The sequence below is a fragment of the Streptomyces sp. ALB3 genome (genome assembly GCF_044385685.1).
Lineage (GTDB): Bacteria > Actinomycetota > Actinomycetes > Streptomycetales > Streptomycetaceae > Streptomyces.
This window is the reverse complement of record NZ_JBISCE010000003.1, coordinates 660,764-682,929: the sequence shown is the minus strand read 5'-3', so window position 1 is coordinate 682,929 and position 22,166 is coordinate 660,764. Positions and strand designations below refer to the sequence as shown.

Here is a 22,166-nt window from a genome sequence, read left to right as displayed (position 1 = left end):
GTGTGCTGCCGACGCGCCGCACACGGGCGCGACCGGCCGCACAGCCGGAAAAAACGCCGGTCCCGGCGCCCCGCTGAGGGCGTCGGGAACCGGCGCAGTGGCTCGCTACTTGCTGGCGGAGCCGGCAGCCTTGCCGAAGCGGGCCTCGAAGCGGGCCACGCGGCCGCCGGTGTCGAGGATCTTCTGCTTGCCCGTGTAGAACGGGTGGCACTCGGAGCAGACGTCGGCGCGGATGGCGCCGCCCTCAAGGGTGCTCCGGGTGGTGAACGACGCACCGCAGGTGCAGCTGACCTGCGTCTCGACGTACTCGGGGTGGATGTCGCGCTTCAAGGTGTCTCCTAGATTCGGGAGGGTTCCGGGTCGTTCGCGCGGATTGCGCGTCCGTGAACCGGGACCGACGTACCAGTCTGCCAGGACCGGCCGTATCTCCCAAAACGAGGACTCCGCCGTGGGTATTCCCCCACCCGTACGGGGACGTTCCGCGACCGGGAGGTGACAGGGGGTGGGATCACCGCACGACGTCCCCGGCCCCGCCCTTGTCGCCGGCCGACTCCGCCGTGGCGGACGCCGGTACGGGCCTGTCCCGCTTGAGCGCGGCCCACACCTGCTGTCCGGCCTTCTCCTGGGGCAGCACGCGGTTCGGGTCCTCGGGGTCGTACTCCACGGGCAGCGTGACCATGTCGACGTTCTTCGAGCCGAGGCCCTTGAGCCCGTTCGCGAAGCCGGTGAGCTTCTTGACGGATGCCAGCCGGGAGTCGGTGGTGACGGCCTTGGTGGCCGTGTCGGCGAGGCCGAAGAGCGTCTTCGGGTCGGAGAAGACCCCGACGCTCTTCGCCTGGTCCATCAGCGCCTTGACGAACGCCTGCTGGAGCTGGATCCGGCCCAGGTCGCTGCCGTCGCCGACGGCGTGGCGGGTGCGGACGAGACCGAGCGACTGCTCGCCGGTCAGGGTGTGGGTGCCGGGCCTCAGCGCGAGGTGGCTGTCGGGGTCGTCGATCGCCTGCGAGGTGGTGATCCTCACGCCGCCGAGCTCGTCGATGAGCTCGGTGAAGCCGGTGAAGTCGACCTCGACGTAGTGGTCCATGCGGATGCCCGACATCGACTCCACCGTCTTCACGGCGCAGGCGGGACCGCCGACCTCGTAGGCGGAGTTGAACATCGCCTCGTGCGCGGCGCCGACCTGCTCGCCGGTCGTGTCGCTCGTGCAGGCGGGGCGGTCGACGAGGGTGTCCCTCGGGACCGAGACCACGCTCGCCGACGTGTGGCCCTCGTTGACGTGGACGATCATCGCGGTGTCCGCGCGCGCGGAGCCCTCGTCGGCGCCGTACTCGGAGTTGGCGCCGGAGCGGGAGTCGGATCCCAGCACCAGGATGTCCTGCGACCCGTTGTCCACGTCGTCCGGGCGCCCGGCTCCCAGCGCGGCGTCGATGTCGACGCCCTTCAGATTGCCGTCGAGCGTGAAGTAGGCGTATCCGAGCCCGGATCCCCCGACGACCACCAGGGCGGCGGCGCCCCAGAGGGCGGCCCGCTTCACCCGGCGGGCACGGGACGGCTTTCTCCGGCGGGTGCCGGTGCCGCGTATGCGGCCCGCACTCCTGCTCTGCTCGCTCATGCGGCTCCCTCCGTCGGCGGTGCTCCCTGGTCCCCTGCCAGGGATTCGGTACTGGCTGGCCGGCGCTGCGCCGGAGCCGAAGCAGGGAAAAGACTGGCACAGCGGCCGACGGGGCCGACGGAGGCGGCGGGAGCCGGGACCGACTCGCGCGCGCCCGTCCCTGCTCTGCCGATCGGGGCTCCCACCTGCACGTTCGCCGTTCTCCCCGGAGTCCGTGGACGCGGGTGCGCGGGACCGGCCGCTGTGGGCAAGGTCTCGCTCCGCCCCGTCCGCACACGCACAGCGGACCGGCTCCGGACCCCTTGGCGGGGTCCGGAGCCGGTCCGGTCGAGCGGGTGCGCGTCAGCCGAGCAGGCTGTACGACCCCCAGCCCACACCGAGCTTGATCCTCGCCGCGGTGGCGAAGGGCACCGTCTCGGAGCCCGTGCTCTTGTACGCCCACAGCGCGCCCGCGGTGTCGCGGACGATGAAGTCGGCGCGGCCGTCGCCCGTCACGTCACCGGTGGTGGCGTACGCGGTGAAGTTCCAGCCGCTGCCCACCTTGACCCGGCCGGAGAACGGCGCGGAGGCCGACCCGGTGCCCTTGTACATCCAGAGCACCGCGCTCCCGTCACGGGCGATCAGGTCCGGCTTGCCGTCCCCGCTGTAGTCACCCTTGCCGTACACCTGGTACGTGCTCCAGCCGACGCCGATCTGCGCCTTGGCCGCGAACGTGCCGTTGCCCCGGCCCGTCCACATCCACAGCTTCCCCGCCGAGTCGTTCGCCGTCAGGTCCACCAGGCCGTCACCCGTCACGTCACCGGTGAGGGTGATGTTGCGCAGGCTGCCCCACCCGGGCCCGATCCTGTGGTCCATGTACGTCTCGGCGGCGCTGTCGTAGCCCCACCAGTACAGCTCGCCGGCCGCGTTGCGGTAGACGTAGTCCTGGTAGTCGTCGCGGTTGACGTCGGCCTGGCGGACCAGGTCGATGCCCGACCAGTCGCCCACCGACTCGCGGTCGCCGAGCGAGGTGCCCCGCGAGTAGTAGTTGAAGCCCTCGCCCGTCGACGCGCGGGCGAAGAGGTCCGCCTTGTCGTCGAAGTTGAGGTTGGCGTCGTCGATGCGCGGGTTCACCGCACCCGCGAACGCGGCAATCTTGGCGTACACCCCGTACGCGCCCGACTCCACGCAGTCGGTGACACCCCAGGAGACGACACCGGCGATACGGCCGTTGACCACGAGGGGCCCGCCCGAGTCGCCGTTGCAGGGCGAGACCGTACCGGCGTCCTGCCCGCTGGCCGGCTGTCCGGCGCAGACCATCTGGCCCGGGACGAACTCGTCGCCGAAGTATCCCGAGCAGGACGAGTCGGCTCCTACCGGAACCGACGCCTTGAGCAGGACCGGCGAGATGTCGTCGCTGGTGGAGCTGGTGCGCCCCCAGCCGTAGACGGTCGCCGGCGTGCCGGTCTTGTAACGCGCCGTGTCACCGGACGCGGCGGGCTGCAGCGTCGCGTACGGGAGCGCCGAGCCGAGTGTCAGGACGGCGACGTCGTGGTCGAAGCCCGCGGCGTCGTAGTCGGGGTGGACCCACTGCCGCCAGACACCCGTCGCCGTGCCCCCGTGGAGGTCACCGGCCTCCGGGAGCTGGGTGGTGCCGCCGAGGACGGCTCCGTTCGTCTCCCAGTCGAGCCCGTCCACGCAGTGCGCGGCGGTCAGGACCTTCGCGGGGGCCACGAGCGTGCCGCCGCAGAAGTAACCCTCGTCGTCGTTCTCGTCGGCGGTGCCCTGGTCGTCGTAGTAGTGCAGCTGCACCATCCACGGGGCTTCCCCGAGCGTGGCCGCGGTGCCGCCGATGATCTTCGGGTCGACGGAGGGCCTGGCCGCGTCCGGTGCGGGCTCGGTGCCCGCTCCGGCGTCCGTGCCGGTGTCCGGCCGCTCGCCGGGTGCCGCGGCGTCACCGCTCAGCAGCTCGGCGGTGGAGCGCTGGACGGTGTCGAGGAGCTCGGCCTGCGAGGCCGTGGAACGCTGCTGAACGCTCTGCTTACCCGTCGGCTGAGGCGTGTCGGCCTGAGCGGGTACGACGGAGAGGGCCGCGGCCCCCAGAGCGAACGCGGCAACTGCCGCGGAGAAAGGGATGGAGCCCTTCCGTCTGCCGGATGTCACGCAAGAAATCCCTTCGATCGACACGGCGCAACACGAGTACGGCGCCGGGTAGTTGTAGTCGAAGGGAGAGAAACTCCCACTGGAATCGCAACACAGTGGGCGTATAGAAAATACGTTCCCCCCCACATACAGCCTGCTGATAGTACAACGCGAAACTGCCCTCGTCACGGGTGTGACGAGGGCAGTTCGTGTGACTCCTGATGCGACGTCAGTCGTTGCCGTTACCGTTGCCCGGCGTCGTCTTCTGGATCTGGAGCAGGAACTCCGCGTTGGACTGCGTCTTCTTCATGCGGTCCAGCAGCAGCTCGATGGCCTGCTGCTGGTCGAGGGCGTGGAGCACCCGGCGCAGCTTCCAGACGACGGCCAGTTCATCGGTGCCGAGGAGGATCTCTTCCTTGCGGGTGCTGGACGCGTCCACGTCCACCGCCGGGAAGATGCGCTTGTCCGAGAGCTTCCGGTCGAGCTTGAGCTCCATGTTGCCGGTGCCCTTGAACTCCTCGAAGATCACCTCGTCCATGCGCGAGCCGGTCTCCACGAGCGCGGTGGCCAGGATGGTCAGCGAGCCGCCGTCCTCGATGTTGCGCGCGGCACCGAAGAAGCGCTTCGGCGGGTAGAGCGCGGTCGAGTCGACACCACCGGACAGGATGCGGCCGGAAGCCGGCGCCGCCAGGTTGTAGGCGCGGCCCAGACGGGTGATCGAGTCCAGCAGGACCACCACGTCGTGGCCCAGCTCCACGAGGCGCTTCGCACGCTCGATGGCGAGCTCGGCGACCGTGGTGTGGTCCTCGGCGGGACGGTCGAAGGTCGAGGAGATGACCTCGCCCTTCACCGACCGCTGCATGTCGGTGACCTCTTCCGGACGCTCGTCGACCAGGACGACCATCAGGTGGCACTCGGGGCTGTTGACCGTGATCGCGTTGGCGATGGCCTGGAGGATCATGGTCTTACCGGTCTTCGGCGGGGCTACGATCAGGCCTCGCTGGCCCTTGCCGATCGGTGCGACCAGGTCGATGATCCGGGTGGTCAGGATGTTGGAGTCGGTCTCCAGACGGAGCCTGTCCTGCGGGTACAGCGGGGTCAGCTTCTGGAACTCGGGACGGCCGCGGCCGCTCTCCGGCGCCATGCCGTTGACCGAGTCGAGACGGACCAGCGCGTTGAACTTCTCGCGGCGCTCGCCGTCCTTGGGCTGGCGCACCGCACCCGTGACGTGGTCGCCCTTGCGCAGGCCGTTCTTGCGGACCTGGGCGAGCGAGACGTACACGTCGTTCGGGCCCGGCAGGTAGCCGGAGGTCCGGATGAACGCGTAGTTGTCGAGGATGTCGAGGATGCCCGCGACGGGGATCAGGACGTCGTCGTCGGCCACCTGGACGTCGGTCGCGAACTCGTCGCGTCCACGACGGCCACGGCGGTCGCGGTAGCGTCCACGACGGCCGCGCCGGCCGCCCTCGTCGTCGTAGCCGTCGTCCTGCTGGCCGCCGCCCTGCTGGCCCTGGCCCTGGCCCTGGCTCTGGCCCTGACCCCCGCCCTGCTGGCCCTGACGGCGTCCGCCGCCCTGCTGGCCCTGGTCGTCGCCCTTGCCGCGGCGGTCGCGCTGGCGGTCCCGGCGGTCGCCGCGATCGCCCCGGTCACGGTCCTGGCGGTCACCGCGGCGACCGTCCTGGCGGTCACCGCGACGGCCCTCGGCGGTGTCCGTGGCGGCCTCCGCCTTCGCGTCGGTCTTCGCCTCACCGCGCTCCTCGGCGCGGTCCTGGCGGCTTTCGGCCTTCGGCTCCGTCTTCGGCTCGGCGTCCGCCTTGGACTCGGTCTTCGGCTCGGCCTTGGTGTCGGGGCTGCCCGCCTGGGCGGTCGCCCGGCGACGACGGCGCTCGCCCGTGGGCTGGTCGTCGCTGGCGGGCTGTCCCGGGATGTCGATCTGCTGCTGGGCGGCGGCCTTGTCGGCGGCCGGCGCGGCAGCGGTCTCGTCACCGGTGCGCGTCTTGGAGGTGGCACGCCGCTTGGGCTTGCTTCCGGTGTCCGTACCGGCGGATGCGGCGGCCTTGGGGGCGGACGCGGAGGATGCTCCGGCCTGCGCCTCCTTGATGACCTCGATCAGCTGGCTCTTGCGCATCCGCGCAGTTCCCCTGATGCCGAGGCCGGACGCGACCTGCTGCAGCTCGGCCAGGACCATGCCCTCGAGGCCGGTGCCGGAGCGGCGGCGCCGTGCGGTGGTGCCAGTGGCAGCACCTTCGGCGGGCACGGAGCTGTCGACGCTCTTGTCGGCAGTCACGCCCATCAGATCGGTGGTGTCGCTCACGAAGGGTCCTTCCCTGGAGCGGACGTCGGCCTTCTGGCTCGGCGACCGGTTGTGCTGTCCGACTGCGGTCTTTTGATCGTGTCGATCGCGGACCTTGCCGGGGCGGTGGTCCGCCGGGTACGGCGGAGAGATGAATGTGCGGGGTTCCGGCGCGAGATCCCCCTGCTCGGCCCACTCCTGGACGAGCAAGAGGGTGTCGTGCCGGTTCCGGAGCGTGCTCGAAAGCTCAGGCAGGCTGCTCAGGCAGTCGGGGAGGCTCCCGGAAGAGTGGTGGTCCCGGAGGGGGACACGAAGCAACGCGCCACGAAGACGTCGATTGCTGACTTGAGGTTAACACTACCGGCTCCAACAAACATTCCCCCTCTCATGCACCGGCAATCACGTGGGACTACGCGGCCAGCGGCAGGACGGTCGCACCCGTGGCGTCCAGAGCGAGCCGGTTCGCGGCCCAGCCCTCACCCGCCAGCCGGGCGACCTTGTCGGCCGCCCCCTCCTCCGTCAGCGCGAGCACGGTGGGGCCGGCACCGGAGATGACGGCGGGGACGCCGTCGGCGCGCAGCCTGTGCACCAGTTCCACGCTCTGCGGCATCGCGGGCCCCCGGTACTCCTGGTGGATCCGGTCCTCCGTGGCGGCGAGGAGCAGCTCGGGGCGCCGCGCCAGGGCCTCGACGAGCAGGGCCGCACGGCCGGCGTTGGCCGCGGCGTCCACATGGGGGACGGTGCGCGGCAGCAGGCCGCGGGCGGTCTCGGTGAGCACCGGGGTGGCCGGGACGAAGACAACCGGGACCACGGAGGCCGCGGGATCCATCCGGATCGCCCTGGCGGAGCCGCCGTCCATCCACGCGAGGGTGAATCCGCCGAGGAGGCACGCGGCGACGTTGTCGGGGTGCCCCTCGATCTCGGTCGCCAGCTCCAGCAGCGCGGCGTCGTCGAGGCGGGCCTCGCCGCCCGTCGTCACGGCGCGGGCGGTGACGATCCCGGCGCAGATGGCGGCGGACGAGGAACCGAGGCCACGGCCGTGCGGGATGCGGTTGGCGCAGACGATCTCCAGGCCGCGGGGCTGTCCGCCGAGCAGGTCGAAGGCCGTGCGCAGGGAGCGGACGAGCAGGTGGTTCTCGTCACGGGGCAACGTCTCGGCGCCCTCACCCGCGATGTCGATGTGCAGGCCGGAATCGGCCACCCTGACGACGACGTCGTCGTAGAGCCCCAGCGAGAGACCGAGGGCGTCGAAGCCCGGGCCCAGGTTGGCACTGGTTGCGGGGACGCGCACCCGGACGGCGGCGGCTCGGAACGCGGGACCGGCCATCGGTTGGACGACTCTTCCTGTACGGCGGCGGGGATGGTGTGCAGAGTACTTCGACCTGCGCGGGGTGCCGTTGTGCGGGGGGACGAAGGGCCCGGCAGTCACGACGGCTGCTGCACCGCGGCGGATGCGGCGGGCGGGTCGGGTACAGCTTATCGAAGGAAGGTTCTGTGGCGACATAGGGCGCACGGGAGGCGCACGATGCGTGTCGCACACCTCCCATGCGCTCTCCGCCCGGGAAGGGCGGCTGAGCTGCGGCCGGGGCCGCTACGCGAGGCCCAGCTTCTCGGCCGCGGCCACCGCGTCGACCGGCACGGTGACCGGCTGCGGGGCGCCCGCGACGGCCCAGTCGGGATCCTTCAGCCCGTTGCCGGTGACGGTGCAGACGATCTTCTGGCCGGGGTCGACCTTGCCCTCGTCGGCAGCCTTGAGCAGACCGGCCACGGAGGCAGCCGACGCGGGCTCGACGAAGACGCCCTCCTGGGAGGCCAGCAGGCGGTAGGCGGACAGGATCTGACGGTCCGTCACATCGTCGATGAACCCGCCCGACTCGTCCCGCGCGTCCAGGGCGAACTGCCAGGACGCCGGGTTCCCGATGCGGATCGCGGTGGCGATGGTCGCGGGGTCCTTGACGATCTCGCCGCGCACGATGGGCGCGGAACCGGACGCCTGGAAGCCCCACATGCGCGGGGCGTGCGAGGAGACGCCGTCCGCCGCGTACTCCCTGTAGCCCCTCCAGTAAGCCGTGATGTTGCCCGCGTTGCCGACCGGCAGTACGTGGATGTCGGGGGCGTCACCGAGCGCGTCGACGATCTCGAACGCGGCGGTCTTCTGCCCCTCGATACGGACGGGGTTGACCGAATTGACCAGCGCCACCGGGTAGTTGTCCGAGAGGCTGCGGGCCAGGGTCAGGCAGTCGTCGAAGTTCCCGTCGACCTGGAGGATCTTCGCGCCGTGGACGAGCGCCTGCCCCATCTTGCCGAGCGCGATCTTGCCCTGCGGCACGAGGACGGCGCAGACCATCCCCGCGCGTACGGCGTACGCGGCGGCCGAGGCGGAGGTGTTGCCGGTGGAGGCGCAGATGACGGCCTGCGCGCCCTCCTCCTTCGCCCGGGTGATCGCCATGGTCATGCCGCGGTCCTTGAACGAACCGGTGGGGTTGGCGCCCTCGACCTTGAGGTGCACCTCGCAGCCCGTGCGCTCGGAGAGGACCTGCGCCGGGACGAGCGGCGTACCGCCCTCACGGAGTGTGACGACCGGCGTCGTGCTCGTGACCGGAAGCCGGTCCCGGTACTCCTCGATGATGCCGCGCCACTGGTGGGTGCCCTTGCTGGTCATGGGTCCTTACTCCCCTTCAACACGCATGATGCTGGCGACACCGCGTACGGTGTCCAGCTTGCGCAGCGCTTCGACGGTCCCCGAGAGGGCGGCGTCGGGCGCGCGGTGGGTGACGACGACGAGGGATGCCTCGCCGTCTCCGCCCGCCCGTCGCCCGCCGCCACCCTGCTCGACGGCAGCTCCGTCGCCGCTGCCCGATGGTCGGCTCTGCTGTCGGACCGTATCGATGGATACGCCCTGTTCGGCGAAGACCGTCGCGACCTGGGCGAGTACGCCAGGCTTGTCGGCCACGTCGAGACTGATGTGGTAGCGCGTGACGACGTCGCCCATGGGGCTGACCGGCAGACGCGTGTACGCGGACTCGCCGGGTCCGGTGGTCGCTCCGACGATGTTGCGGCACACGGCGACCAGGTCGCCGAGCACCGCGGACGCGGTCGGGGCACCGCCGGCGCCGGGCCCGTAGAACATCAGCTGTCCCGCCGCCTCCGCCTCGACGAAGACCGCGTTGTACGCCTCACGGACGGAGGCCAGCGGGTGGCTGAGCGGAATCATCGCGGGATGCACGCGGGCGGTGACGGACCTGCCGTCGGCGGCACGCTCGCAGATGGCGAGGAGCTTGACGGTGCAGCCCATGCGCCGGGCGGAGGCGATGTCGGCGGCGGTGACCTCGGTGATGCCCTCGCGGTGCACCTCGCCGATCCTCACCCGGGTGTGGAAGGCGATGCCGGCGAGGATGGCGGCCTTCGCGGCGGCGTCGAAGCCCTCCACGTCGGCGGTCGGGTCGGCCTCGGCGTACCCGAGGGCCGTGGCCTCGTCGAGCGCCTCGGAGTAGCCGGCGCCGCTCGTGTCCATCCGGTCGAGGATGAAGTTGGTCGTGCCGTTGACGATGCCGAGCACCCGGTTGACCTTGTCCCCGGCGAGGGACTCGCGCAGCGGCCGTACCAGCGGGATGGCGCCGGCCACGGCGGCCTCGTAGTAGAGGTCCCGGCCGTGTTTCTCGGCGGTGGCGTGGAGCGCGGAGCCGTCCTCGGCGAGCAGCGCCTTGTTCGCCGAGACGACGCCCGCTCCGTGCTCGAAGGCGGTCGTGATGAGCGTGCGGGCGGGCTCGATGCCGCCGATGACCTCGATGACGACGTCGATGTCGCCCCGTTCGACCAGGGCGGTCGCGTCGGTGGTGATCAGTGCGGGATCGATGCCCTCCCGCACCTTGGAGGGCCGGCGGACGGCGACACCGGCGAGCTCGACCGGGGCGCCGATGCGCGCGGCGAGGTCGTCGGCGTGCGTCGTCATGATGCGCGCCACCTCTGAGCCGACCACTCCACAGCCCAGCAGCGCCACCTTCAGCGGACGCGTACGCATCATCCGACCTCGTTTCTCATACTTCAGATGTGTTGACCAGTCTCACTCACCGGACGGGGGTTTCTGCCACCCGTCCGGATTTTGAGATGTGAATTTCATCAGCCGACATCGAGACGCAGAAGATCTTCCTCCGTCTCGCGCCGGACGATGACCCGCGCCTGTCCGTCGCGCACGGCGACGACGGGCGGGCGCAGGGCGTGGTTGTAGTTGCTCGCCATGGAGCGGCAGTACGCGCCGGTGGCGGGTACGGCGATCAGGTCGCCCGGGGCCAGGTCGGCGGGCAGGAACGCGTCCTTGACCACGATGTCACCGCTCTCGCAGTGCTTGCCGACCACGCGTACGAGCATCGGCTCCGCCTCGGAGGTGCGCGAGACGAGCGCGACGCTGTACTCGGCGTCGTACAGCGCGGTGCGGATGTTGTCCGACATGCCGCCGTCGACGCTCACGTACGTCCGCAGGCCTTCGAGGGGCTTGATCGTGCCCACCTCGTACAGCGTGAAGGCGGTGGGTCCGACGATCGCACGGCCCGGCTCGACCGAGATGCGCGGGGTCCGCAGGCCGGCCGACTCGCACTCCCGCGTCACGATGTCGGACAGCGCCTTGGCGATCTCGTGCGGCTCGCGGGGGTCGTCCTCGGAGGTGTACGCGATCCCGAGGCCGCCGCCGAGGTCGATCTCGGGGAGCTCGACACCGTGCTCGTCGCGGATCTCGGCGAGCAGCTGCACGACGCGCCGCGCGGAGACCTCGAAGCCGGCCATGTCGAAGATCTGCGACCCGATGTGGGAGTGGATCCCGACGAGCTCGAGACCGTCCAGGGTGAGGGCCCTGCGGACCGCCTCGGCCGCCTGGCCGTCCGCCAGGGCGATGCCGAACTTCTGGTCCTCGTGCGCGGTGGCGATGAACTCGTGGGTGTGGGCCTCGACACCGACCGTGACGCGGATCTGCACGCGCTGGCGTGTGCCGAGCCGCTGGGCGATGTGCGAGACCCGGGCGATCTCCTGGAAGGAGTCGAGGACGATCCGCCCGACACCCGTCTCGACGGCCCGCTCGATCTCGGCGACGGTCTTGTTGTTGCCGTGGAAGGCGATGCGCTCGGCGGGCATCCCGGCGTCCAGCGCGGTGGCCAGCTCGCCGCCGGAGCACACGTCCAGGTTCAGCCCTTCCTCCTGGAGCCAGCGCACCACGGCGCGCGACAGGAAGGCCTTCCCGGCGTAGAACACGTCGGCGTCCGCCCCGAAGGCGTCCGCCCAGGCACGGCAGCGCGCCCGGAAGTCGGACTCGTCCAGGAAGTACGCCGGCGTGCCGAACTCCTCGGCCAGGCGGGCGACTTCGATCCCGCCGACGGTCAGCGCACCGTCCGCGTCACGGGTGACGGTGCGGGACCAGACCTTCGGATCCAGCTCGTTGAGGTCGGTGGCCGGGGCGGTGTAGTGGCCCTCGGGGTAGACGTCTGCGTGACGGGGCCCGGCGGGGTGTGCGGATCGGCTCATCGTTCTGCTCTGCTCTCTTACGGTCTCAGAGGTGTTCGGGCGCGCTGATGCCGAGCAGGGACAGGCCGCCTGCGAGCACCGTCCCGGCGGCTTCGGCAAGGGCCAGCCGGGAACGGTGGGCGGCCGAGGGTTTCTCGTCGCCGACGGGGAGCGGCGGGCAGGCGTCGTGGAGGTCGAAGAAAGCGTGCGCCACCGTTTCGAGGTGCCGGGCGAGCCGGTCCGGTGCCTGGTGGCGGGCGGCGGAGGCGAGGACGCCGGGGTGATCGGCGAGTGCGGTGTGCAGCGCGGGCGCGTCGACGTCCTGCTCGTACGCGCCGGTGAAGCCGAGCCGCCCCGCCTCGCGGGTGAGGGCGCGGGTGCGGGCGTGGGCGTAGCGGACCAGGAACAGCGGGTTGGCCTCGCTCTGCACGAGGAGGTCGGCCCCGAGGTGGGCGCGGTCATGGCCGGCGGGCCTCAGCAGGCCCCAGCGGGTGGCGTCGGCACCCAGCCGCTCCAGCAGCTCGTCCGCCGTGGCCCCCGCGGGAACGGGCCGGGTCCACGCCGGCGGGACGGGAGGCCGGCCGTTCGCGTCGACGGTGACGCCGAGGCGCGCCCAGTCGGGGTCGGGCGCCTCGTCGCACGTGACACGCCCCAGGGCGCCCTGCGCGCGCAGCATCCTCATGACAGCGCCCGCCACGACCGCCGCCCGGACCTCGCGCCGGTGGTGGAGCTGATGGACCTGCCCGGCGCACCCGGTCCCCCACCCGTACCGGAGTCCCTGCTCCAGCACCTGGCGTACGCGTGCGGAACGCGCGGCGCCGTCGGAGTCCGCGTCGAGCGTGAAGTTCAGGAAGCCGGGGCCGGTGATCTCGACCCGCCCGATCCCGGGCGCGCCGGCGACCCGGTCCCGCAGCAGCGCGGCGACCTCCCGCGCCGGGAGCGCGGCGGGTCCGGCCAGCTGGAGGGCGACGGCGCAGGCGTAGTCGCCGCTGCCGCCGGGGCGTGTCCGCTCCACCCTCACGCGCGCGGGCACCGGCGCGCGCAGGGCGTCCTCGTCGACCGCGCGGCGCACAGCGTGCAGCACGGTCCGGGAGAGATCTGCGGGGGTCACGGGTCAAGCGTATGGGAGGAAGGGGGGCGCTTCGCCAACCGGTTTCGCCATGCGGGCAGTGACCCGGGCGACGGCACCCTCGGTCATGCGGTCAGCCTGCCGTGCTCCCGGCCGTCCCCGCACCACGCCGGCCCTGGAACGGCGCGGAATCCCCCCGGTGTGCAAGCCGTCGCACCATGCGTACCAGCTCACTCGGCTCGAAGGGCTTCGCCAGGAACGCGTCGACCCCGGCGGCCGCCCCGGAGCCCGCCTCGGGAGGTGTGCAGGCACTGATGACGGCGACCGGCAGATGCCCGGTCCGCGGGTCGGCGCGCAGCCGGGCCGCGGTCTGTATTCCGTCGAGCCTCGGCATCATCACGTCGAGAGTGATCACATCCGGGCAGACCTCGTGCACCAGGTCAAGACACTCGACGCCATCGGCCGCGGTCACGACCTCGAAGCCCTCCAGCTCGAGATTGACCCTGATCAGCTGCCGGATGACCTTGTTGTCGTCGACAACAAGCACGCGGCCGTACGCCCCTGACACCCTTCGAGGGTAGGTCGAGCGGAGTAGCTGCGTCCGGGTTTTGCCCACTTCCGCCCCCGGAGGGGTGGCGGCCGCCTCGCTCGCGCGGGTGCCACCGGCGCGCACATACCTGTTCCCGGACACCCCGTCGGAGCTGGTAGGGTTTCACTCGTCGCCGCCGAGAGCAGCGACATCGCCCCCGTAGCTCAGGGGATAGAGCATCGGCCTCCGGAGCCGGGTGCGCAGGTTCGAATCCTGCCGGGGGCACTTTCCGGAAAGACCTTCTGATCAGTGGAGACGCTGAACAGAGGGTCTTTTTCATGTTCCCTCCTGCGAGCAAGACCCGTAGATCCCTGGATTCCTGAGGAACGGGTCACGACTGCCGACGGTGACCGGTAGGTGAGCGTCGCCCACCGGCACCGGCCGTCCCCGGACTGCTTGCCGTAGCCGGTACCGGCCTCGCGGCAGGGGCGTGGGACTGCGGGGGCGGGCGAGGCGGAGCCAGTCTGCTGATGAACGGCACAGCTCGAATCCCGGAGCCCGACGCCCGCCCCCCGGAACCCGAAGCTCAAGCGTCGGTCCGGGGCCCCTCCCCTGGCACCCGGACGAGTGAGGGAGGGCACCGCGACGCTCGAACCCCGGGATTCGAGACCCGAGCGCCGGAACGGCGACCGCACCACCACGACGGCATGGCGGTGAAACCGACGAGTCCCGGCCACCCGTGCGCAGGGAACGAGCCGCGGCCTATCGACGCTTCAGGACGCGCCAGTCACGGCCCGGCTGCGGGATCTTCGCCTCGTCCGCGGTCGAAGGGTCCCCGTCCTGGATGACCTCACCGGGGATGACCTGACCCCCGACCGGCTTGGCGAGTTCCAGTCCGGCGAGATGCGTCTTGAGCCTTCTGGACATCGGGCGGAAGGTCGCGAAGGTGAGCCCGCCCGACACGGCGGCGCCGACGAGGGGAATGGCCTTCGAGACGGACTTGGCGAAGGTCTGCTTCGTCATCTCGACACCGAGATACCCGGCGACCTTCTTGACGACGGGGTAGACGACACCCTGGGTCAGTGCCTTCTGGGGCAGCTTCTTGGCGACCTGCTGGGCCATCGCCTCCGCCACCTTACCGACGGCAGCGTTCGCGGACTGCGTCCCGAACATCACTCCGAAGAAGAGCGTGAGCACTCCCTTGGTGGCGTCATCGAGGTCGTCGTTGTCGACGGAGAACAGATCGGGCCAGCTGTAGAGGTAGGCGAGCTTCTGTGCGACACGCAGCATGTGGCCGACGTACTGGGCCAGGTCGGCCGGCACCGTGGCCGGCATGGCGATGAATCCAGGTATGCCGGCGGCCGCGGAGAGCGCGCTCACCTTGGCGGTCTCATAGCGAATGGACTCGTTGGCCACCCTGTCCAGAACAGCGAGAGGGATACCCGCCGCCGCGGGGGTCTCCTCTGTCGCTCTGCGCACCTCGTCTTCCGAGCAATGACGGGCCAGCGCTGTCCGGAGGTACGCCTCCCTGTCGACTCGCACACCCGGCAGCCTTGCCGCGCCCGACAGAAGAGCCGAGAAGCGCGACTCCGGGTTCTCGCTCACATGTCCCGTGACCATGCCAGGAACGTACAGCAGACGGGTGGCCCCGAACCCTGGAATCGGTAAGTGGCGGACGTGACGGAGCCCGGGAGTCGTATCCAGCTCCCGGGCCCCTGGGGTTGCCACCCAATTGCGCTTGCCAGCGCCGTTTAAGAGTGCGGATCAGTCGTCATACCGTCGCGTTCTGCCTTTGAACTACCGCGCCGCGTGAGAGGCGCAGGCCGGATTCGAACCAGCATTCAACGGTGTTCGTCCGTACTCGGTCGGTCTGGCAATCGGCGGCGATACTGAAGCTGGAGCGAGAGTCTGAGATTGATCGCGGCTGCCTCTGCCATGTTGGGCCACCCCGGCGTGTGGTGCCGGGGGGAGGACTCGAACCTCCACCGTTACCGCGTCTTCAGGCTGAACGTCAGTTTCAGCTTGCGCTCGTCACACGGGGCGGACCTCAATTCCGCCTCGTGCAGGGTGCGCACCCCCACGACATGGCGCGGGGGCGTTCTGGGGGTGCCGCCTCACCCGTCCGGCACTAGCCGAACAGGTAGCCGAACACCGCGTCCCCGACCCGCTGGTCGGTGACCTCGGCGCTGTTGGCTTCCTCGCGGGCGAACTTCACCGCGTGCTGCAGCTTCTCGACCCGCTCCAGCAGCTCGTTCACCCTCCGCGCCGGCAGCGCTCCGGAGAACTTCACGGTCGTCCAGTAACCGATGGGCACGTCCTCGTAGTACACGTCGACCTGCGCCGGGTGCTTGTCGGTCGCCTCGGCCTTGACGTGGTTGCGCGGGACCTTCTTCGTCCGGATCGTGCGGACCGGGTCCGTCTTCCACCAGTCCGTCGAGGGGTCGAGCGACCAGGACTCGGAAGCGTCGAGGACCGGGAGCTTCTTCACGAAGGTGTGCAGGTCGGTGAGCTGCTTCTCCAGGAAGAGCAGGTAACTGACCGGGACTTCGCGGACGACCGTGCGCCCGTCGACGGTCACGTCCGCCCGGGCGGAGCAGTTCGCCCAGTCCTTCGTGGCGGTCACGTCGAACAGCCGGGTCAGCGACGCGGCCATCTCACGCAGCGTCTCCTCGGCCTTGACCTGCACCCGCGTGGACTCGGGGGGAAGCTGTTCGCCCTCTTCGTCCTTCGGCTGGTACGTGCGCGAGATGCCGGCCAGCAGTACCGGTTTCTGCACCTTGTGGTGCGCCGCGGTGATGTCCTGGAGCGACTTGCCCTTGACACCCTTCTCCACGGCGATGATCTGGTTGAGCTTGGTCACTTCGCCCCCTTCGAGTGACAGGAACGTACCGCACGGGACACCGATCACCCATACGGGTTTTTCGCGGGGCCGGCTACGGCGCCGGGTAGGTCACCCGGCCGTGCCCGTCGACCCGTGGCTCCGCGCCCCAGGCGCCCGGTTCGTGCACCCGTGGCTCGCCGGCACCCATGATGTGGCGGACCGTCCATCCGCGTGCGGCGAGGGTGTTCGCGATCAGCAGGCGGTGGCATCGCCAGGGCATCGGCTCACCGCACATGATGGCGGCGCGGGAGCGCTCCGCGAGGGCGGTCAGGCGGGTGATGCCCTCCTCGTACGCCGGGAGCAGCGTGTAGTCGGCGTAGTTCCTGAAGCTCGGGTTGTGCCAGCCCGCGTTGACTGCGGGGTCCACGTCCTGCTTGCGCCGCCTGCCGCCGAGCTGGTCCAGGTACACGTAGCCGATCCCCGCCCGCTCCAGCCACCCGCGCATCGTCTCCGCCGAGAACTGCGGGCTCCGGCGTGAGCCGGGCTGGGCCCGGACGTCGGCCAGCACGTCGATGCGCTGGGCCTCCAGGAAGCCGGTGAACGTCTCCTGCGGGCAGGTCCAGTGCCCGATCGTCCAGATCTCACCCACCCGGACATCCTGCACCGGCGGCGACCGGTGGCCCGGAGCGACATGCGGCGGGCGTCAGCCCACGTCGCGGGCCAGCCGGAGTCCGAGGTCGTCGATCGCGAACGTGGGGTGGCTGCGGCGGCGTACCGTGGCGCCGCAACCCCGCTCCGACTCGGCCCAGCCGCCGCCGCGGAACGTGCGGTAGGCGCCGTAGACCTCCTCGTCGTAGAGGTCCCAGCACCACTCCCAGACGTTGCCCAGCATGTCGTACAGTCCCCAGGCGTTCGGGGACCTGCCGCCGACGTCGTGGGCGCGGCCGCCGGAGTTGCCGTCGTACCAGGCGATGCGGTCGAGTTCGCCGTAGCGGTAGCCGGTGGTGCCCGCCTTGCAGGCGTACTGCCACTCCGCCTCGGTGGGCAGGCGGTAGCCGTCGGCGGCCGGGTCACGGACCACCTCGCCGGTCCGTGCGTCATGCGAGTAGGCCGGTGCCAGTCCGACGCGGGCGGAGAAGCGGTTGCACAGGTCGACGGCGTCGAGCCAGCTGACGTTCGTCACGGGCAGGGCATGGGACACGGCGGGATCGGGAGTCGCGCCCGTGAGGGCCCAGTACTGCCCGAGGGTGACGGGGAGCCTGGCGAGCAGGAACGGCTCCACGGCCTCCTGCCACTGTGCTTGACGGCGGTCGTCGCGGAGGTCGACGGTGCCGCCGGGAATCGGGATCATGCCGGCGGCCGTCTCGTCGTCGAGCGTGCTCACTCGGTGGGCCTCCCCTGTACCGGTGGGCCGAAGTGCCCCCGCGCCCAGCCTACTTCGGTGCGAGCGTGGCCGCCGGTGAACCGGACCGTGCGAGGGAGCGGGGATGCGGCACCACCTCAGCCCAGCCGCCGGACGGGTGCTCCGTCGAGGTACGCGCGGATGTCCTCCACCGCGTCGCCGTAGTACGCCGCGTAGTTGGCCTGTGACACGTAGCCCAGGTGCGGTGTGGCCAGGAGGCGCGGCGCGCTGCGCATCGCGTGGTCCGCCGGCAGCGGCTCGACGTCGAACACGTCGACACCGGCGCCCGCGATGGCTCCCCGGCGCAGGACGTCGAGCAACGCGTCCTGGTCGACGATCGCCGCCCGGGAGGTGTTGACCAGGTAACTGGTGGGGCGCATGAGTCCGAGTTCCCTTGCGCCCAGCAGCCCACGGGTGCGCTCGCTCAGCACCAGGTGCACCGAGACGAAGTCGCTGGTCTCCAGGAGCTCGTCCTTGGACACGGCGAGGGCCGCACCCGCCTCCTCGGCACGCTCCGGGGTCAGGTTCTCGCTCCAGGCCAGCACGTCCATGCCGAAGGCGCGACCGACCGCGGCGACCCTGGCGCCGATCTTCCCCAGCCCGAGGACGCCCAGCCTCCGCCCGTGCAGATCGGCTCCGACGGTGGACTGCCAGGGGCCGCCGTTCCGCAGGGCGTTGGCCTCGGTCACGATTCCGCGGGCCAGGCCGAGCAGCAGCGCCCAGGTGAGTTCCACGGGCGGGGTGGCCGAGCTGCGGGTGCCGCAGACGGTGACTCCGTGCCGTTCGGCGGCGGCGTGGTCGATGGACGTGTTGCGCATGCCGGAGGCGACGATCAGGCGGAGCCGGGGCAGCCGCCCGATCAGGCCGGCGGGAAACGGCACACGCTCCCGCAGAGTCACGACGATGTCGAACTCGGCCAGTCGTGCGGCGAGTTCGTCCTCGGTGGCGCAGTGCCCGGCGAAGCTGACCACGTCGACGTCGTCGGCGACGGGCGACCAGTCGGCGGCGGTGGCCGCGACGGACTGGTAGTCGTCGAGCACGGCGCAGCGGAGTCTCATGGTCTCTCCCGTTCGGTGGCACGGCAATGGCGCTGCAACGCACTTCGGCAGCGCCATGCAACCTACCGGCCGCGCCCCTGGCTCACGCGTCCAGCCAGGCCGCCCCGTTCCGCGCGACGTCGTAGACCCGCTCCACCTGGGTGGCGGTGAGCACTCCCGTCGTCGGCGCGAGGGCGGACACCTGGCGCTCCCGGTAGACGCGGACACCCGCCGGGGCGGTCACCACCTCCAGCTCGGTGACGCCGGTGAACACCAGCACGGTCTGCACGGGCACGTCGAAGGCGCAGTACGCCTCCAGGGCCGCCCGGGCGCACCGGGCGGCGCGCCCCCCGCCGAGGTCGTAGGGCTGCGGGGCGCCGTCGCCGATCCGCAGCGTGCCGTCCTCGATGCGTACCGCTGCCCCGGGCCGGTGATCGGTGCTCACGGTGAACACCCCGCCGGGGCCGATGAGCAGGTGACCGATCTCCGTGCCGTCGGGCAGGGGCACGGAGTGCAGGACCCTCCAGCCGTGCCGGGTCAGCCGCTTGAGCTCGGCCCCGACCCGCCGCTCCCCCGCGAGGGCGCCGCGGCGCGGGTCGACGTCCTTGTGCCGCCGCAGCGCCCCGGTGGCCGCCCGTACGAGCGCCCCGGCCCCGGTCTCGCCCAGTTGCTCCCGGAGTCCGGCCCCCGGGCGCCGTGACGCCAGGTCGTCGGCGGGTGTCAGCGCGGGCAGGACGGCCGGCCTCCGGCGCCCTCGCGCCCCGGGCTCCTCCGTCCGCGCCCCGGCCGGCTCCTCCTCGGGCACGGCCCGCCGGGAAGCGGCCCGCTCCGCACCGGCCTGCGCGGGACCGGCCGCCGGGCCGGGCGCCGTCACGGAGTCCGGCGCGGCGGCCGGCTGCTCCACGGTTGGGGCTGCCACCGGCTCGGACGGCTCGACCACGGGGGCCGGCACGGCGGCGGGCGCCATCGCGGGTGCCTGCTCCGGAGCGGACCCCGTCGCCTTCGGGGCACTCCGCTTCCGCATCCCCCTCATCGGCGGGATGCGGGGGACCGGCGGCGGGACGCGCGGTGCGGGCGGCCCGTTCGGAGCGTCCTCGCCGACGAGGGCCGGCAGGTCCGGGACCTGGCGGGCGAGCGCGTCGGTCACGGCGTCGCGGTAGCGCGGGTGCAGGACCGTGATCGTGCCGCTGCCCCGGTCCGCCCATCCGATCGCCGTCCCGTCCGGCAGATTCACGTAGAGCCGGTCGTGTCCGAAGAGCTGCCATGACGTGACCTTGAGATCCTGCATCGTGCCCCCTCTGTTCACCCCTCCGGCCATCCCCGTCCCCCCAGCCTGTACGGCGGTCCGGCCCCCGCACAGGGCGCAGAGCGGGCGCGCGGGATCGGGACCGCGGCGTTCCGGAGCAGTGCGGGCCCTCTGTGCCCCGCGCTGCTCCGGCGCCCCGGTCAGACCAGGGGGAGGCCCGGCGCCGGGTAGGCGTCCATCATGGTCCTCACTTCGTCCCTGACCTTGGAAACGGTCGTTTTGTCACCTGTACGAGCGGCGTCGACCACGAGGTCGATCCACTGCGCGACCGCCCCCATCTGGGAGGCGGGGATGCCCCGGGACGTCAGAGCGGGGGTGCCGACGCGGATGCCGGACGGATCGAAGACGAGCGTCTCCACCTGGTCGATGACCTGCTGGCCCTCGTAGTACCGCTTGCCGGGGTACCCCTCGGAGTACTTGTTCTGCAGGACGGTGCCGGGCGCCTCCAGCACGGCGGCGGAGACGTAGTTCTCGCTGGGGATCAGGCGCAGGGCGTCCGCCTGGAGCCGCTCCTCGGCGTTCACCAAGGCGGCGAACTCCGGATCGGCCGCTGCGAGGGCGGGACGGCGGATATCGGACGGCTGTACGGCCACGGGGTCCTCCCGGGTCGGTCGCACGTGGGCGACATGGACCCGGATGGCCCAGGCGGACGGCCCTCCGGCGATGACGCCCCGGAGCGTGCCCGAGGTGTGCCGCTCCCTCGTGGTCGGTTCCGCGGAAGCGCCCTGCCGGGCACGCGCCAGTCGCGGCACTCGGCACCCTACTGCGGGGAGGCACGTCGCGACAGCGTGCCGGAGGCCCCCGAAGCCCTCCTCCGGTGGCGCCCGGAAGCGCAGCCGTCCGGAGCACCGGCCCGGGTCCGGCGCGTCTCCCTGGGCGAAGGCCTCAGGGCGCCTCCTCCAGCCGGAGCGCGGGGTCCGTCACGAGGACGACCTGGGTGACCCGGAACCCGTCCCGGGTCCGCGCCTCCACCCGGTGCAGCCCGGGCGTGGCGACGGTCACCCGGACACCGACACCTCCATCCATCCACCCGGGCGGCAGTTCACGGGCGGTGCTCGGATCCCCTACTTCCTGGATGCGGCAGGTGAGGCCGGCCAACGAATCGACCCCGCTCAGGGACAGGGTCCACGTGCTGCCCGCCTCCGCCATGTCCGGGGCTGTGAGGCCGCAACCGAACTGCCCCTGCGGCGGACCCAGATGCGTGTCCTCGGAGAGGATCTCCTCGACCGCGTCGAGCGCCGTGTCCTCGACGGCGAGCGAGCCGTGCTGCACGGGCAGGGTCGTCGCGGCGGTGGTGATCTCCGCTGATTCCTTGTAGACGGTGCCGTCCCCCTGCACGGTGAAGTACCGCAACCTGTCGTACCGGTCCCGGATGAAGGTGCCGTCACTGTTCTGCCGGACGCCGTCGGGGAAGGCTTCGACCCGGCCGTCCCGGATGGTGAGGCTCTGCGAGGTGGGCTGGTTGATCCCGACCACGGACCGGTGGTCGGGCAGTTCCACCCGGCGCTGGTCCGCGTAAAAGTCAAGCGCCTGAGCGGCCAGTTCGGCGCTGCCTCCGATGTCGGCCACGTCCCCGGGCGTCAGGTGACGGACGTCGTCGTCCTCGCGGACGCTCCTGTACCGGGGCAGCAGGTCGTGCAGGCCTGGCATCGTGGCGCACAGCGAACGCAGCTTGCGCCGGGGTAGCGGCACGGGTGCCCCGCGCCCCGTGTTGAGGATGACTGCGGCCTCGACCGCGCCGCTGAAGGGCGTACCGAGAGTGATGACTCCCCGGGTATCGGCCGTCAGGTCGCTGTCGTGGCCGCCGTCCAGTGCGGCCCGGGTCACCAGTCCGCCCATGGAGTGGGCGACGAAGACCAGACGGCCGGGGCGCTCGTCCACACGGTGCCGGCGCGCGCGGTCGTGCGCCTCGTGGTCCCGCCAGGCGCTCAGGTGCCGGCGGGCCGCTTCGGCGAGGAACCGTGCGTTGGTTGCCACGGGCAGCCGCCAGTCGTAGGCGAAGGGCAGGATCGCCGCCTCGTGCGCCACGCACTTCCTGACGCGCTCGATCAAGGCGGTGTAGGGCTCGTGACCGCGGAGATAGGGCGTCCACGCCGTCGCGGCGAGCAGTCCGGTCGCCCTGATCCGGCCGGTCCTCCCTTCGAGCTCGTCCTCGGTCATGTGCAGATCCTGGAGCCCTCTGGGATGGGTCCACGCCTTGAGGTACCAGGAAGCCCCGCCCAGACCCCATAGGTGACGCCCCGTCACCGAGTCGATGAGCGTGCTGCCCATGATGCCCGGTACGACCACCACGGCGTCCTGAGTGACCCGCTCGGGAAGCGGCCGCTCGTACGCGGACTGCGGAATCGAGGTTCGGTGCTGCGGACGGTCCATGGTTGTGCAGAATAGGGACGATGCGGGGGGAGCGGGTGGAGATCGAGTTAACCGGCCGGCCTCGACAGTCGGCAGCCGCGCGGGGACAGGGATCGGCCCCGGCCGGCCTCCTG

Annotated in this window: 17 protein-coding genes, 1 tRNA gene and 1 pseudogene; 1 reads left to right on the top strand and 18 read right to left on the bottom strand. The window is 71.4% G+C overall.

Annotation, left to right across the window (positions count from 1 at the left end; translation table 11 throughout):
• Window positions 1–105: 105 nt before the first annotated feature.
• The 10 genes from rpmE to ACHFIV_RS04950 form a co-directional block, all read right to left on the bottom strand.
• Window positions 106–330, bottom strand: a complete 225-nt coding sequence (gene rpmE, locus ACHFIV_RS04995; protein ID WP_099174467.1) for a 50S ribosomal protein L31 — start codon at window positions 328–330, stop codon at window positions 106–108.
• Window positions 331–508: 178 nt separating this feature from the next.
• Window positions 509–1,612: an LCP family protein gene (locus tag ACHFIV_RS04990; protein WP_398963952.1), complete on the bottom strand. Its 1,104-nt coding sequence runs from the start codon at window positions 1,610–1,612 to the stop codon at window positions 509–511.
• A gap of 342 nt (window positions 1,613–1,954) precedes the next feature.
• Window positions 1,955–3,754, bottom strand: coding sequence for a trypsin-like serine protease (locus tag ACHFIV_RS04985; protein ID WP_398963950.1), 1,800 nt, complete (start codon window positions 3,752–3,754; stop codon window positions 1,955–1,957).
• Window positions 3,755–3,962: 208 nt separating this feature from the next.
• Window positions 3,963–6,047 (bottom strand): transcription termination factor Rho, encoded by a 2,085-nt coding sequence (rho, locus tag ACHFIV_RS04980; RefSeq protein WP_398963947.1) that lies wholly within the window; start codon window positions 6,045–6,047, stop codon window positions 3,963–3,965.
• Window positions 6,048–6,435: 388 nt separating this feature from the next.
• On the bottom strand, window positions 6,436–7,353 hold the full coding sequence (gene thrB / locus ACHFIV_RS04975) for a homoserine kinase (RefSeq protein ID WP_398963944.1): 918 nt from the start codon (window positions 7,351–7,353) through the stop codon (window positions 6,436–6,438).
• 264 nt (window positions 7,354–7,617) lie between these two features.
• A complete protein-coding gene (gene thrC / locus ACHFIV_RS04970) occupies window positions 7,618–8,688 on the bottom strand; it encodes a threonine synthase (protein ID WP_398963942.1) in 1,071 nt (356 codons plus the stop codon).
• A 6-nt stretch (window positions 8,689–8,694) separates the two neighbouring features.
• Window positions 8,695–10,050 (bottom strand): homoserine dehydrogenase, encoded by a 1,356-nt coding sequence (locus ACHFIV_RS04965; RefSeq protein ID WP_398963940.1) that lies wholly within the window; start codon window positions 10,048–10,050, stop codon window positions 8,695–8,697.
• Window positions 10,051–10,145: 95 nt separating this feature from the next.
• Window positions 10,146–11,537, bottom strand: a complete 1,392-nt coding sequence (lysA, locus tag ACHFIV_RS04960) for a diaminopimelate decarboxylase (RefSeq protein ID WP_398963936.1) — start codon at window positions 11,535–11,537, stop codon at window positions 10,146–10,148.
• Window positions 11,538–11,562: 25 nt separating this feature from the next.
• On the bottom strand, window positions 11,563–12,627 hold the full coding sequence (gene nrtL, locus ACHFIV_RS04955) for an ArgS-related anticodon-binding protein NrtL (protein WP_398963933.1): 1,065 nt from the start codon (window positions 12,625–12,627) through the stop codon (window positions 11,563–11,565).
• Window positions 12,628–12,718: 91 nt separating this feature from the next.
• Window positions 12,719–13,201, bottom strand: a complete 483-nt coding sequence (locus ACHFIV_RS04950) for a response regulator transcription factor (RefSeq protein WP_398963930.1) — start codon at window positions 13,199–13,201, stop codon at window positions 12,719–12,721.
• A gap of 126 nt (window positions 13,202–13,327) precedes the next feature.
• Here ACHFIV_RS04950 and ACHFIV_RS04945 point away from each other — a divergent pair.
• Window positions 13,328–13,399 (top strand) — tRNA-Arg (locus tag ACHFIV_RS04945).
• Between the two features lie 477 nt (window positions 13,400–13,876).
• Here the strand turns inward: ACHFIV_RS04945 and ACHFIV_RS04940 are convergent.
• The 8 genes and pseudogenes from ACHFIV_RS04940 to ACHFIV_RS04905 form a co-directional block, all read right to left on the bottom strand.
• Window positions 13,877–14,734 carry a hypothetical protein gene (locus tag ACHFIV_RS04940; RefSeq protein WP_398963927.1) on the bottom strand — a complete coding sequence of 286 codons (858 nt, stop codon included), beginning with the start codon at window positions 14,732–14,734 and terminating at the stop codon, window positions 13,877–13,879.
• Window positions 14,735–15,242: 508 nt separating this feature from the next.
• The gene (locus tag ACHFIV_RS04935) at window positions 15,243–15,974 is read right to left on the bottom strand and encodes a DUF7873 family protein (protein ID WP_398963924.1); all 732 of its coding nucleotides are present in this window, start codon (window positions 15,972–15,974) and stop codon (window positions 15,243–15,245) included.
• A 73-nt stretch (window positions 15,975–16,047) separates the two neighbouring features.
• Window positions 16,048–16,584: a DUF488 family protein gene (locus ACHFIV_RS04930; protein ID WP_398963921.1), complete on the bottom strand. Its 537-nt coding sequence runs from the start codon at window positions 16,582–16,584 to the stop codon at window positions 16,048–16,050.
• Window positions 16,585–16,638: 54 nt separating this feature from the next.
• Window positions 16,639–17,319, bottom strand: a complete 681-nt coding sequence (locus ACHFIV_RS04925; protein ID WP_398963919.1) for a formylglycine-generating enzyme family protein — start codon at window positions 17,317–17,319, stop codon at window positions 16,639–16,641.
• A gap of 116 nt (window positions 17,320–17,435) precedes the next feature.
• Window positions 17,436–18,395, bottom strand: coding sequence for a D-2-hydroxyacid dehydrogenase family protein (locus tag ACHFIV_RS04920; RefSeq protein WP_398963916.1), 960 nt, complete (start codon window positions 18,393–18,395; stop codon window positions 17,436–17,438).
• Between the two features lie 82 nt (window positions 18,396–18,477).
• The gene (locus ACHFIV_RS04915; RefSeq protein WP_398963913.1) at window positions 18,478–19,662 is read right to left on the bottom strand and encodes a nuclease-related domain-containing protein; all 1,185 of its coding nucleotides are present in this window, start codon (window positions 19,660–19,662) and stop codon (window positions 18,478–18,480) included.
• Between the two features lie 365 nt (window positions 19,663–20,027).
• Window positions 20,028–20,297 (bottom strand): annotated as a pseudogene (gene glyA, locus ACHFIV_RS04910) (serine hydroxymethyltransferase); the annotation flags it as partial.
• A 268-nt stretch (window positions 20,298–20,565) separates the two neighbouring features.
• Window positions 20,566–22,053 carry a lipase/acyltransferase domain-containing protein gene (locus ACHFIV_RS04905; protein ID WP_398963910.1) on the bottom strand — a complete coding sequence of 496 codons (1,488 nt, stop codon included), beginning with the start codon at window positions 22,051–22,053 and terminating at the stop codon, window positions 20,566–20,568.
• Between the last annotated feature and the right edge of the window lie 113 nt (window positions 22,054–22,166).